Here is a 12,572-nt window from a genome sequence, read left to right as displayed (position 1 = left end):
TTCATGCTCAAAAAAGTATTTGCTAGTGCCGTTTTTGGTGTGGAAGCATCAACTATCACAGTTGAGGTTAACGTAGATAACGGTATCGGCTATCACTTGGTGGGGCTGCCGGATAATGCCATTAAGGAAAGTAATTACAGAATTGCTGCAGCACTTCAAAATAATGGCTATAAAATTCCGGGCAAAAAAATCACCATAAACATGGCGCCTGCTGACCTAAGAAAAGAAGGCTCTGCTTATGATTTAACCTTAGCCGTTGGTATTTTAACCGCTTCAAACCAAATTCAGGCAGAAAACCTAGAGGAGTATTTAATCATGGGGGAATTATCTCTTGACGGTAGCTTGCAACCTATAAAAGGGGCGTTGCCTATCGCTGTTAAAGCAAGAGAGGAAGGTTTTAAACATTTTATTTTGCCTAGTCAAAATGCAAAAGAGGCGGCTATAGTCGATAATTTAAACGTCTATGGAGTGGATACCATTGAGCAGGTTATCAATCATTTTGATAAAGGTGAAACTTTAGGGCAGACGATTATTAATACGCGAGAAGAGTTCTATAAAAACTTGGATTTCCCTGAATTCGATTTTGCTGATGTCAAAGGTCAAGAAAGTATAAAGCGCTGTATGGAAATTGCTGCTGCAGGCGGCCATAATATTATTCTTATTGGACCGCCTGGTTCCGGAAAAACAATGTTAGCTAAGCGATTACCGAGTATTTTGCCACCGATGACACTGCATGAGGCATTGGAAACTACTAAGATTCATTCTGTTGTTGGAAGAGTCAAAGAACACACAGGTTTAATGGCACAACGGCCTTTTAGAAGCCCTCACCATACCATTTCGAACGTTGCACTTGTAGGAGGTGGGAGTTATCCTCAACCTGGTGAGATTTCATTATCGCACAATGGTGTATTGTTTTTGGACGAATTACCAGAATTTAAACGCGAAGTCTTGGAAGTAATGCGTCAACCATTAGAAGACCGTGAGGTGACCATCTCTCGTGCTAAATTTACGGTAACTTATCCAAGTTCATTTATGCTAGTGGCGAGCATGAACCCTAGCCCAAGTGGTTATTTTAATGACCCAGATGCTCCCGTTACCTCATCACCAGCTGAGATGCAACGTTATATGGGAAAGATTTCAGGCCCTTTATTAGACCGTATTGACATTCATATTGAAGTCACACCTGTGCCTTTCGAAAAACTCTCAGATGATAGAAAAGGTGAGTCTTCAGTTGATATTAGAAAGCGAGTGACAAAAGCAAGAGAGCTCCAGACAGAACGATTTAAAGAATTAGAGAATGTGCATTACAACGCACAAATGAATACCAAGCAGATTAGAGCATATTGTAAGTTAGATGATGCCTCTCTACAACTTTTAAAATCCGCAATGGAACGTCTAAACCTTTCAGCGCGTGCTTATGATCGGATTTTAAAAGTGTCAAGAACTATTGCCGATATAGAAGGCTCTGCTAAGGTTTTAGGTAGTCATATTAGCGAGGCTATTCAATACCGAAGTTTGGATAGAGAAGGATGGTTAGGATAATAGTATGAAAAAATTTTTCAAAAATATAGGGCCAGGTCCTCTGGTGGCTGCAGCTTTTATTGGCCCGGGGACAGTTACAATCTGTACGTTGGCGGGAGCTGATTTTGGCTATGCATTATTATGGGCAATGGTTTTGTCTATTGTAGCTACAGTGGTATTACAAGAAATGGCGGCAAGACTGGGTATTATAACCCAAAAGGGATTATCGGATGTTATTCGTTCCGAAATTAAACAGCCACAAATCCGAGCTATTGTAATTTTACTAATTCTGTCAGCGATTGTTATTGGTAATACGGCTTATGAAGCAGGTAATATCAGTGGAGGAGTATTGGGGCTTGAAGTATTGACTGGTAATACTGAAATAATCTTAGGTGCTATTTCAATACATTATTTGCCAATTGTTATAGGGTTGGCTGCTTTCACAGTTTTGTTTATTGGAAGCTATAAACTTTTAGAACGTTTTTTGGTAGCTCTGGTTATTTTAATGAGTCTGGCATTTATAACTACAGCTTTTATTGTTGGACCCAATATCGCCGAAATTTTTAAAGGAATTGCGGCACCTTCTATACCAGAAGGTAGTATGCTGACTATTGTTGGATTAATTGGGACAACGGTTGTGCCCTATAATCTCTTTTTGCATGCATCTTTAGTAAAGGAAAAATGGGGAAATGCTTCGGATTTAGGTTTTGCACGGAAGGATACTTTAATTGCTGTTATTTTGGGTGGTATAGTATCCATGAGTATTATTATTTGTTCCGCATCCCTAAATGGTGCAGATATCAATAATGCGTCTGATTTAGCGCTGGCTTTAGAACCTTTATTTGGAACAAATGCTACATATATTATGGCTATAGGTTTAGGTGCAGCAGGTATTACGAGTGCTATAACGGCTCCTTTGGCAGCAGCCTATGTGGCAACAGGATGCTTGGGCTGGAGCTCTGATTTAAAATCGAAACGTTTTAGAGTCGTATGGATAGTGGTTTTATTAATGGGTGTGTTATCGGCATCATCTGGAGTAAAATCCATAGAGATTATCAAATTCGCTCAATTTGCAAACGGACTGGTTTTGCCTCTTGTTGCTGGTATTTTAATTTGGATGATGAACAATTCCAGCTTACTTGGAAGATATAAGAACTCTAAGCTTCAAAATGTATTGGGCATTGCTATTGTAATAATTACTATTTTATTAGGATTAAAAGGCGTTTTAAGTGTTTTTGAATTGATTTAGCTAGCATGAAAAAATCTATTGACATAAATGCAGATGTCGGTGAGGGAGTGGGAAATGAAGCCCAACTAATGCCTTATTTGGCTTCTTGTAATATAGCTTGTGGAGGTCATGCCGGCGATGAAGAGACCATGCATAAGGTGGTAGACCTGGCTATTGAAAATAGTGTAAAAATTGGAGCACATCCATCATTTCCTGATAAAGAAAACTTTGGGCGACAAATTATTAATATATCGGCAGCTGACTTATACACTAGTCTAAAAGCTCAAATCAGAGCCTTACTTTCTGTCATCAGAAAAAAAGAAATTTCACTACATCATATAAAGCCACACGGTGCATTATATAATTTAGCCGCTAAAGACCATAAGACTGCAACAGTTATTATAGAAGTGATGAAGAGTATTGCACTTCCCTTAAAATTGTATGCACCATATAATTCGGTAATTGCTAGCCTTGCTGAGCAAGAAAATATACCTGTAGTGTATGAAGCTTTTGGAGACCGAAATTACAATACCGATTTATCACTCGTTTCTAGACAACAGCCAAAAGCTTTAATTACGGATAAGCATGACGTTTTTGAGCATTTATATCACATGTTTATACATGACAAAGTGAAGACCATCGATGGAGTAGAAGTACCTATAAAAGTGTCTACATTTTGCATTCATTCCGATACTGAAAATGCTGTTGAAATTGCTGAGTTTTTACATCAAAAATTTAAAGAAAAATATATAATAATTCGTTAATACTTTGGGAGCTTATACATTGAAATATTCACGATATGGTGCATCAGGAATTTTGATAGAATGGCCTGCTAAAATTGATGAAAATATACTGTCTGACATTCTGAATTATAAAAAAAGCCTTCAAAACAAGTATGTTAAAGAAAAACTTTATATAATTAATACATATAATTCATTATTAATTAATTATAATTTTACTATTGATAATATCAATGATAAAATATTAACACTTAAAGGCCTATATTCTAACCTCAATCGAGAGGTAAACCTCAATAATCAGCTTTGGAAAATTCCTGTATGTTATGATGATGATTTTGCAATAGACATAGATCATTTTTCCCAAGAAAAAAAGGTTTCAAAATCTGATATCATTAAGTGGCATTCGGCACCTCTATACACCGTTTTTTTTATTGGGTTTTTACCTGGTTTTTTATACTTAGGAGGATTGGATAAAAGGCTTCATTTTTCACGAAGAAAAACACCTAACCCAAGTATTAAAAAAGGGGCTGTTGCCATAGGTGGAGAACAAACCGGAATTTACCCTCAACAGAGTCCTGGGGGATGGCATATTATTGGTAATTCGCCCATTGAATTTTTTGACCCAAAAAAGGAAGTTCCTTGTTTTGCTCAAGCAGGAGATAAAATTCAATGTGTACCTATTTCGTTAGATGAATATCATAGCATTTCCAAGAAGGTAAAAACAGGAAACTACCAATTAAAACCAGAAGTGTATCATGGTTGAAATATTAAAGCCAGGTTTTTTTACAACGATTCAAGATCTTGGCAGGAAAGGTTATGCACAATATGGAGTTCCTGTTTCTGGAGCTATGGATAATTATTCCGCGAGGTTTGCTAATGCGATTTTAAATAACAAGGAATGCGCAGCAGTTTTAGAAATGACGATGACGGGTTGTGCTTTAAAGTTCAATATACCCACTCAAATTGCATTGGCTGGTGGTACTTTAAAAGCAGTATTGAATGGTTCGCCCATTGAACTATATAAACCTATCTCAATTAAAAAGGGTGATATTTTAGAATGTGCTGCCATTATTAAGGGGTTTAGAACCTATTTGGCAATAAAGCACGGCTTTAAAACAGAAACTTACCTTGGTAGCCGTAGTTTTTATCAACCGATAACAGAGAAACGGCAACTCTTAAAAGGTGATATGTTACCCGTAGAATCCTACAAATCGAATAACATATCACAACATGCCCAATTAAAATTTAAGGATGATGTCATCACTTCAAAAACACTTGAAGCTTTTCAGGGTCCCGAATTTAAAATGTTGGTAGAGGAGGTGAAATCACAACTACTAAGCCATTCCTTTACCGTTGGAGCTTTAAATAACAGTATGGGATATCAGCTCAATGAAAGCTTAAAACCACACTCAAAAAGCATTCTAACAGGTCCGGTTTTACCTGGAACCGTACAATGGACACCTTCTGGGCAATTGATTGTATTGATGCGAGACTGCCAAACCACAGGCGGCTACCCTAGAATATTACATCTGACAGAGTATGCTATAAATTGTTTGAGCCAAAAAAGAACTGGAGATGTTTTTTCTTTTATTTTGAAAGAATAGTACTGTTAATAACAAAACTGTGTCATAAGGGTTTATTACTAAGTATTTCCTATTTTTAGCAAAGCTATTAACTAAACCATTCCTCAACATGAAAAAACTATCAACATTAATCATCGGATTTATTATCGGCTTGGCTGCCATGTATTGGTATTGCAATTATTATCAACAGCCACAGGAAGAAGAGGTCACCATTGTAAAACCAAAAGGTGTGGTAACCCCAGCTGTTGCGAAAGGCTTAAATAACAATTGGACTAATAAGCGTAAAAAAGCGGTCGATTCAGCTGCAGGCAGACCAGATAACCGCTCAGCATGGTGGTCTTTGGAGGATATCCAAGATTATATTGATTATGCAGACAACCAAGCCGGTGAATTGGGTTATGAACTCGATGGTTTACGTGTATATCTTGGGGTATATCCAGGTAATGCTCCTAATGGTAAAGCCGACTACCAAACCATGTTTATAGTACCGACAGGTAAAAAAGCGCGACCAACAGACACCTCAGAAGGCAGTTTCAATCTCTTTAATTTTTCATTTCAAGGTGGTGGAGGCGATGACGATATATCTGGCGCTGACCCGTTGAACGGTGGTAATCCAGGTAAACCACCAAGTGGTGGTTATGGAGGATAATTATTTACTTAATTAACTGATATCGTAATATACTCGAGTGTGCAGGAATTTAAGGATTTTATTATCATTAATTATTCGCTCCTAACTAGGATTATTGAAGCAATTCCAGTTTTAGTTGGATTACTATTATTTAAAAAGTATAAGCACACAAAAGTTAAGTATTTCATCTATTATTTAATTTTTGTTTTAATTGGTGAAATCATTGCGACGTATCCTGAATTTTTGCACTATGAGTTTTTTGAACCCTTGGATAACTTAGTTACAGGTACTGTGTTTAAGCGCAATTATTGGTGGTACACGATATTTTGGCAGATTGGCAGTACAGTTTTCTTAGCTTTTTACTTTATTAAAAGTATATATTCTAAATGGTCAAAAAACCTTATTAAGACAAGTACATTATTTTTTCTTTTAGCGTCATGTCTTTATATATTGTTTTTCTGGGATAGCTTGCTTAATTCATACTCTTACTTTATTAATATAACTTCCTTAATAGTTAGAATATTAGTAATTCTGTTATTTTTTATTGAAATTTTACAAAAGAATGGGTATTCGGAATTCAGTAAATCTATAGATTTTTACATTGCTTGGATATTTTTTATATGGTGGTTAATAATAACTCCGTTAGAATTTTTTAATGATTACTATAATGCTCTAGATGAAGCATACACAAATTTACAGTGGTATATAAGAATTTCAGCTAACTTTTTTATGTATGTAGGATTTGCAATTGCTTTAATCCTATGTAAACCGCCACGAGCTGTTTATCTAGACTAAAATTTATGATAGAAATATTAAAAAATTTTAATTCAATGGCAACATTGGTAATAGAGCTTTTTGCTGCTATTGTTGGTATAGTCTGTTTTAAAAAGTACAAGGACACCCCGATTAGATATTTTATTTATTTTTTAATCTATATTTTTATTTGCGAATTATTAGCAACATATACCTACTCAGTAAGATATAACGGTGTTTTAGGGTTTTTGGATACCACACGTTTTAGACACAATTATTGGTGGGGTACCTTGTATTGGGAAATAGGTGGAGTCCTTTTCTATATATGGTTTTTTGCAAAAATCATTGTAAAAGATTACTTATCTAAAGCGCTTAACATATTGGCGATTCTATTCTTAATATGTTCAGTAGCTATTATAATATTTAATTTTGATCAGTATTTCACTTCTAATTTTAAATTCATAGATATTAGTGGTACCATATTAATTGTAATTAGTATCACTTGCTATTTTTTAGATGTAATGTTGTCTGAAAGGGTTTTATATTTCTATCAATCTATCTATTTCTATATTGCAGCTTTATTATTTTTATGGTGGATTATTCTAACACCATTAACCTTTTATCAAATGTATTTTACATTAGCTGATCCAGAATATATTCAACTTAAAAGTTCTATATATTTAATAACTAATTGTTTAACCTATATCGGGTTTGGTCTAATCCTAATACTTTGTAAACCACCAAAACATGAATCATAATTTAATACTTCTATTACAAGAGAAACTCGCAACAACAGAGTCCGAACGGTATCTTATTATTTACGTCATTGTCGTACTGGTTGTCGTTGTTGCCATGGTAATATTGTTTTTTGTGGTTTTTCAAAAACGAAAAAATAAACTTCTGCTCGAAAAATTTGAGCAACAACGAAAATTTGATGAAGCTCTTGTTGAAACCCAACAAGAAATACAGGACGAAACCTTAAAGCATATCGGTAGGGAACTACACGATAACGTAGGACAATTATTGGCATTGGCTAATATGCAGCTGAATGCTGTTGTGCGTAAAGTGGATGACTCATTAAAATCTAAAGCAGAGAATGCTGCCAACACCCTTAAAGATAGTTTAACTGAAGTCAGAGCTTTATCTAAGTCTCTCAATAGCGATGTTATCTACAATATGGGTTTTGATAAAACAGTTGTTAATGAAGTGGAACGCATTAATAAATCGGGACGACTTCAGGCCAATATAACCATAGAAGGGGATAAGGTTCAGTTTGAAAATAAGAAGGACGAAATCATATTGTTTAGGATACTTCAAGAATTCTTTTCAAACACCATAAAATACGCTGAAGCAGAACAGTTAAGCGTGAAACTGAAATACACCGATGATAGTCTCATTATTACTGCAGAGGATAATGGTAATGGATTCGTTTTAGAAGACGTTGAAAAAGGCTCTGGTTTAATTAATATGGAAAAGCGTGTGGAACTTATAAATACCACATTTAAATTAAGTTCTGAACCTAAAAAAGGCACATCTTTGCGACTTGAGTATCCATTGAAAAGATAGTGCCGTTTGTCATTCCGCACTTGATGCGGAATCTATTATTCCTAGAATGGATTCCTACCTTCGCAGGAATGACAGAGCCTTAAAACACTATTAATCCAAACACGCCTGCCAAAGCGAATCATCAGGAAGCGGTGCTTCAATTTTTACTAGTTCTTTTTTAACAGGATGGATAAATTCCAAATAACGCGCATGCAGATGAATGCCAGCATCAGGATTGCTACGATCAAAACCATATTTTAAATCTCCTTTAATAGGGCAACCAATAGAAGAGAGTTGCACCCTAATTTGATGATGACGTCCAGTTTCTAAAGTGATTTCCAATAAAAAATATCGGTCTAATTGTTTCAATATTTTGTAATGTAAAATTGCTTTTTTACTACCATTTACTTCTTTAGAATGGGCTGAAGATTTATTATTCTTAGGATTCTTTTTTAACCAATGCACCAAAGTGTCCGTAGCTTTTGGCGGCGGATTTTTAACAAGTGCCCAATAGGTTTTATTAACTGATTTTTCAGCAAATAATTTATTGAGCCTAGGCAAAGCTTTACTGGTTTTTGAAAACAAAACGATACCAGTGGTTGGTCTATCTAAGCGATGAACAACACCTAAATACACATTACCTGGCTTGTTATATTTTTCAGCGATATAAGATTTTACAACGTCACTTAAAGGTTTGTCGCCTGTTTTATCACCCTGCACGATATCACCAGCACGTTTATTAACCACAATGATGTGGTTATCCTCATAGAGAACCTGTAGATTAGATTTGTTAGATAAAATTTTAGACAAGTGAGACCATTAGATTAGTTAGACGATTTTAGAATTGAATTTCATCCATTTTAAGTCTATTATAATTTTCAGTTTTCCCCTTTGGGGAATTAAAGGGGCTTAATACTGCTCCGAATCATTAGGAAAATCCCCAGACTTTACATCAGTATCGTACTGAGAGAAGGCATTGGTCATCTCTTCATACAAATTCATATAACGACGTAAAAAGCGTGGATTAAACTCGTGAGTCATTCCTACCATATCGTGTGTCACTAAAACTTGCCCATCAACACCTGCACCTGCACCGATACCAATAATAGGTATGCTGACACTTTTTGCAACTTCTTGAGCTAATGCTGCAGGTATTTTTTCTAGAACAATGCCAAAACATCCTGCACGCTCAAGCATTAAGGCATCTTCTTTAAGTTGCTGTGCCTCTTGCTCTTCTTTAGCTCTAACGGTATACGTTCCAAACTTATAGATGGATTGTGGGGTTAAACCTAAGTGACCCATAACAGGAATTCCAGCATTTATAATTCGTTTAATAGAGTCTTTTACCTCTTTACCACCTTCCATTTTTACAGCATGTCCACCACTTTCTTTCATAATTCTAATAGCAGAACGTAATGCTTCTTTTGGATCACTCTGATAGCTTCCAAAAGGCAAATCGACAACAACCAGAGCTCTATTAATAGCCCTTATCACTGAAGAGGCGTGGTATATCATTTGGTCTAATGTAATAGGCAATGTTGTTTCGTGCCCAGCCATAACATTACTGGCAGAATCGCCAACCAAAATAACATCAACACCAGCTCCATCAACTATTTTTGCCATAGTATAATCGTAGGCTGTGAGCATGGAAATTTTTTCGCCACGGGCCTTCATTTCAACTAATGATTTAACGGTAATCCTTTTGTATTCTTTTTTTGCTACTGACATAGGGTATGCTTTTCTGTAGTGTAAAAATACTGAGATTTGTTAAACTTTTATTTATTTAAGGGTATAATCACAATTTCTGATTAATTTGAATGAAAATTTATCAATATGAAAAAAATAGTACTCCTAGCTTTTTTAGCCTTCAGTTTAGTAGGTTATACACAGCAATCTGAAGAAGACCAAGTAAAGCAAACCATAGAAACTTTTTTTGAAGCCTTCCATAAACAAGATACCGTTGCATTAAAGACTATGGCGGCAGATAATATCATTATGCAGTCCATAGGTAAAAACAAAGAAGGTGCTGTAAAGTTAAACCAATCGGACTTTGCTCAATTTGTAAAGTCCATAGGGTCTATTCCTAAGGATAAAACATTTGAAGAGAAATTATTTGGTTTCAATATTCAGGTCGATGGTGCAATGGCAAATGCCTGGACTCCCTACGAATTTTGGTTCGATGGTAATTTTAGTCACTGTGGAGTTAACTCATTTCAATTAATGAAAGTCAAAGAAGATTGGAAAATCATTTATTTGGTAGACACAAGACGAAGAGAAGGTTGTCAAGATTAGATTCCTAGATTTGATAGATACGCTTTGCTTTAGAATGTTAGATTTTTTTTCTAAAAATCTTATAGTCTAAAAATCCAATTAATCTAAATTAGCAATCCGACATATTCACTCCAACTGCCAAACCACCTTCAGAGGTTTCCTTGTATTTAGTGTTCATGTCCTTTGCAGTTTCCCACATTGTAGAAACAACTTTATCTAGAGGTACCTTAACGTTATTCGGATCTGTATCCAAGGCTAATTCGGCAGCATTGATGGCTTTAATGGCACCCATTGAATTTCGTTCAATACATGGAATTTGTACTAATCCGCCAATAGGATCACAGGTTAATCCCAGATGATGCTCCATAGCAATTTCAGCCGCCACCAAAACTTGTTCTGGAGTACCTCCTAACAATTCACACAACGCACCAGCAGCCATAGCTGAAGACACGCCAATTTCTGCCTGACAGCCTCCCATTGCTGCAGAAATGGTGGCTCCTTTTTTAAAGATACTTCCTATTTCCCCAGCTACCAATAAGAATTTTTTGATATGCTCAAAATCAGCATCGTGGTTTTCAATAACCATATAATACATCAACACAGCAGGGATGACGCCGGCACTTCCGTTAGTTGGTGCCGTTACCACACGTCCTAAAGAAGCATTGACTTCATTGACACTTAGCGCAAAACAACTTACCCATTTTAATATCTGACGGAATTTCACTTCTGTTTTTCTAATGGTTTGTAACCAGTCTTCAGGTGAATTGTATTTAAAATCTCCAATAAGGTTTTTGTGCATATCATAAGCTCGACGACGCACATTTAAGCCTCCGGGTAAGTTACCTTCTGTATGGCAACCCACATACATGCATTCTAACATAGTACCCCAAATGCGTTTTAATTCAGAGTCTATTTTATCAGGTTCTCTGATGGATTTTTCGTTTTCTAAAACGACTCCAGAAACAGGTAAATTCAGTTGGTTACAAAATTTTAAAAGGTCATTGCCCGTCTCTGTCGGGTACGGAAATGTACAATAGAAAATAAGTTTGTTGGCCTTAGCATTTTTACGTTCTTCTTGGACAACAAAACCACCGCCGATAGAGTAGTAGGTGGACTTATAATTCCTGCCATTTATAGTAGCTGTAAATATGAGGCCATTAGAATGGAAGTCAAGAAATTTTCGATTAAAAACAATGTTCTCTTTAGGATTAAACGGTAACTGTTTTTCACCATTAAAGTTTAATATAGCCTTGTTCTTAATATGAGCTATGGTAGTATCAATCGATTCCACGGGAATGGTTTCTGGATCCGCGCCACTAAGCCCTAGCATAACTGCATAGTCCGTAGCATGTCCCTTTCCTGTTAAAGACAAAGATCCATAGAGATCCACTTTTATGTTTTCAACCTTATCAAAGCGGCTTGAAGCTTTTAAGTCAGCAATCCAACGTTCGGCAGCACGCCATGGCCCTAAGGTGTGAGAACTTGATGGGCCAACCCCAATTTTAAGCATGTCGAATACAGAAATACATTCCATTTACGAAATCGGTTTAGTTAAAGACAAATATAGAAGATGTATTAAACATTTCTGAAGTTTTCCTTAAAATTAGGATATGAAAAAAGTCCGGAATTTAATTCCGGACTTTTAACAATTTAATGATTTGACTATCTTATATCGAAGGATTGAACACCATTCAATTCCATTACTGCATTTAAATCCGAGACATCAATACCGTCAACATTATCAGCTGGGACTACAACGACCCTGAATGCTTGATTATCCGTCCATTCTGGACCTAACAATGAAAAATCAATTGTACCATCCAAAAAGAATCGAACATCTTGCTGAGTAAAATCAAAATTATAGGTCAAAATACCCTCATCAAAATAAACAGTTTGAGGTAATAACCTCCATATTGGTTCACCTCCATCGACTTCCCATTCTATATAAACTAAAGTTACGTCTGAGGGAAATACCTCAAATCCATAAGGTTCAACAAATGAATATTCATTAGCTTCTGTAAAATCAAGTGTAATTTCAAAAGCTCCAGATACAATGAGCCCGCCATCAGCACCATCAAGACCATTGAATCCTTGAGGGCCCGGAGGTCCTGGGTCTCCTGTACAAGCGGTTAATACTAAGGCTAAAGCTGACATTAAGACTATAATACGTTTCATAATAAAGTTGTTTTTCTTTAATACATCAAATCATATACCAAAAGACAGTTATCCAAATTATTTCTTAAAAAAATGTTTCTGACATGATGTCATATTTTTTTCAATGGCATAATCATTGACTATTCTAT

General features: G+C 35.8%; 13 protein-coding genes. 9 read left to right on the top strand and 4 right to left on the bottom strand.

The window, feature by feature from the left end; translation table 11 throughout:
- Positions 1-3: 3 nt before the first annotated feature.
- The 8 genes from ACFEMA_RS04995 (at position 4) to ACFEMA_RS04960 (ending at position 8,019) form a co-directional block, all read left to right on the top strand.
- On the top strand, positions 4-1,542 hold the full coding sequence (locus tag ACFEMA_RS04995; protein ID WP_411766938.1) for a YifB family Mg chelatase-like AAA ATPase: 1,539 nt from the start codon (positions 4-6) through the stop codon (positions 1,540-1,542).
- 4 nt (positions 1,543-1,546) lie between these two features.
- Complete coding sequence (locus ACFEMA_RS04990; RefSeq protein WP_411766937.1) at positions 1,547-2,770, top strand: Nramp family divalent metal transporter; 1,224 nt, start codon at positions 1,547-1,549, stop codon at positions 2,768-2,770.
- 5 nt (positions 2,771-2,775) lie between these two features.
- The gene (gene pxpA, locus ACFEMA_RS04985; protein WP_411766936.1) at positions 2,776-3,513 is read left to right on the top strand and encodes a 5-oxoprolinase subunit PxpA; all 738 of its coding nucleotides are present in this window, start codon (positions 2,776-2,778) and stop codon (positions 3,511-3,513) included.
- 19 nt (positions 3,514-3,532) lie between these two features.
- Positions 3,533-4,252 carry a 5-oxoprolinase subunit PxpB gene (gene pxpB / locus ACFEMA_RS04980; protein WP_411766935.1) on the top strand — a complete coding sequence of 240 codons (720 nt, stop codon included), beginning with the start codon at positions 3,533-3,535 and terminating at the stop codon, positions 4,250-4,252.
- Positions 4,245-5,093: a biotin-dependent carboxyltransferase family protein gene (locus ACFEMA_RS04975; protein ID WP_411766934.1), complete on the top strand. Its 849-nt coding sequence runs from the start codon at positions 4,245-4,247 to the stop codon at positions 5,091-5,093. Before pxpB ends, ACFEMA_RS04975 begins: the two co-directional genes overlap by 8 nt.
- A gap of 88 nt (positions 5,094-5,181) precedes the next feature.
- A complete protein-coding gene (locus tag ACFEMA_RS04970; RefSeq protein ID WP_411766933.1) occupies positions 5,182-5,721 on the top strand; it encodes a hypothetical protein in 540 nt (179 codons plus the stop codon).
- 809 nt (positions 5,722-6,530) lie between these two features.
- The gene (locus ACFEMA_RS04965) at positions 6,531-7,211 is read left to right on the top strand and encodes a hypothetical protein (RefSeq protein ID WP_411766932.1); all 681 of its coding nucleotides are present in this window, start codon (positions 6,531-6,533) and stop codon (positions 7,209-7,211) included.
- Positions 7,201-8,019 carry a sensor histidine kinase gene (locus ACFEMA_RS04960; RefSeq protein ID WP_411766931.1) on the top strand — a complete coding sequence of 273 codons (819 nt, stop codon included), beginning with the start codon at positions 7,201-7,203 and terminating at the stop codon, positions 8,017-8,019. Before ACFEMA_RS04965 ends, ACFEMA_RS04960 begins: the two co-directional genes overlap by 11 nt.
- Before the next feature lie 90 nt (positions 8,020-8,109).
- On the opposite strand, the gene ACFEMA_RS04955 is transcribed toward ACFEMA_RS04960, so the two are convergent.
- Both ACFEMA_RS04955 and panB read right to left on the bottom strand, forming a co-directional pair.
- The gene (locus ACFEMA_RS04955; protein ID WP_411766930.1) at positions 8,110-8,808 is read right to left on the bottom strand and encodes an RluA family pseudouridine synthase; all 699 of its coding nucleotides are present in this window, start codon (positions 8,806-8,808) and stop codon (positions 8,110-8,112) included.
- A gap of 99 nt (positions 8,809-8,907) precedes the next feature.
- On the bottom strand, positions 8,908-9,726 hold the full coding sequence (gene panB, locus ACFEMA_RS04950) for a 3-methyl-2-oxobutanoate hydroxymethyltransferase (protein WP_411766929.1): 819 nt from the start codon (positions 9,724-9,726) through the stop codon (positions 8,908-8,910).
- A 105-nt stretch (positions 9,727-9,831) separates the two neighbouring features.
- Here panB and ACFEMA_RS04945 point away from each other — a divergent pair, with 105 nt between their 5' ends.
- Positions 9,832-10,290: a nuclear transport factor 2 family protein gene (locus tag ACFEMA_RS04945; RefSeq protein ID WP_411766928.1), complete on the top strand. Its 459-nt coding sequence runs from the start codon at positions 9,832-9,834 to the stop codon at positions 10,288-10,290.
- A gap of 88 nt (positions 10,291-10,378) precedes the next feature.
- Here ACFEMA_RS04945 and ACFEMA_RS04940 read toward each other — a convergent pair whose 3' ends face one another.
- Entirely contained in the window at positions 10,379-11,803 is a 1,425-nt protein-coding gene (locus ACFEMA_RS04940; RefSeq protein WP_411766927.1) for an L-serine ammonia-lyase, read from the bottom strand.
- Positions 11,804-11,931: 128 nt separating this feature from the next.
- On the bottom strand, positions 11,932-12,444 hold the full coding sequence (locus ACFEMA_RS04935) for a hypothetical protein (protein WP_411766925.1): 513 nt from the start codon (positions 12,442-12,444) through the stop codon (positions 11,932-11,934).
- Positions 12,445-12,572 lie beyond the last annotated feature (128 nt).

The sequence above is a fragment of the Winogradskyella sp. A3E31 genome (genome assembly GCF_046720935.1).
GTDB lineage: Bacteria > Bacteroidota > Bacteroidia > Flavobacteriales > Flavobacteriaceae > Winogradskyella.
Note: the sequence above shows the minus strand (reverse complement) of the source record. Positions and strands in the feature narration are given on the sequence as shown.

What these genes read in the sequence shown, in the direction of transcription:
- ACFEMA_RS04995 (WP_411766938.1), top strand. Translation starts at nt 4, where the DNA reads ATGCTCAAAAAAGTATTTGCTAGTGCCGTTTTTGGTGTGGAAGCATCA.
- ACFEMA_RS04990 (WP_411766937.1), top strand. Translation starts at nt 1,547, where the DNA reads ATGAAAAAATTTTTCAAAAATATAGGGCCAGGTCCTCTGGTGGCTGCA.
- pxpA (WP_411766936.1), top strand. Translation starts at nt 2,776, where the DNA reads ATGAAAAAATCTATTGACATAAATGCAGATGTCGGTGAGGGAGTGGGA.
- ACFEMA_RS04975 (WP_411766934.1), top strand. Translation starts at nt 4,245, where the DNA reads ATGGTTGAAATATTAAAGCCAGGTTTTTTTACAACGATTCAAGATCTT.
- ACFEMA_RS04970 (WP_411766933.1), top strand. Translation starts at nt 5,182, where the DNA reads ATGAAAAAACTATCAACATTAATCATCGGATTTATTATCGGCTTGGCT.
- ACFEMA_RS04965 (WP_411766932.1), top strand. Translation starts at nt 6,531, where the DNA reads ATGGCAACATTGGTAATAGAGCTTTTTGCTGCTATTGTTGGTATAGTC.
- ACFEMA_RS04960 (WP_411766931.1), top strand. Translation starts at nt 7,201, where the DNA reads ATGAATCATAATTTAATACTTCTATTACAAGAGAAACTCGCAACAACA.
- panB (WP_411766929.1), bottom strand. Translation starts at nt 9,726, where the DNA reads ATGTCAGTAGCAAAAAAAGAATACAAAAGGATTACCGTTAAATCATTA.
- ACFEMA_RS04945 (WP_411766928.1), top strand. Translation starts at nt 9,832, where the DNA reads ATGAAAAAAATAGTACTCCTAGCTTTTTTAGCCTTCAGTTTAGTAGGT.
- ACFEMA_RS04940 (WP_411766927.1), bottom strand. Translation starts at nt 11,803, where the DNA reads ATGGAATGTATTTCTGTATTCGACATGCTTAAAATTGGGGTTGGCCCA.
- ACFEMA_RS04935 (WP_411766925.1), bottom strand. Translation starts at nt 12,444, where the DNA reads ATGAAACGTATTATAGTCTTAATGTCAGCTTTAGCCTTAGTATTAACC.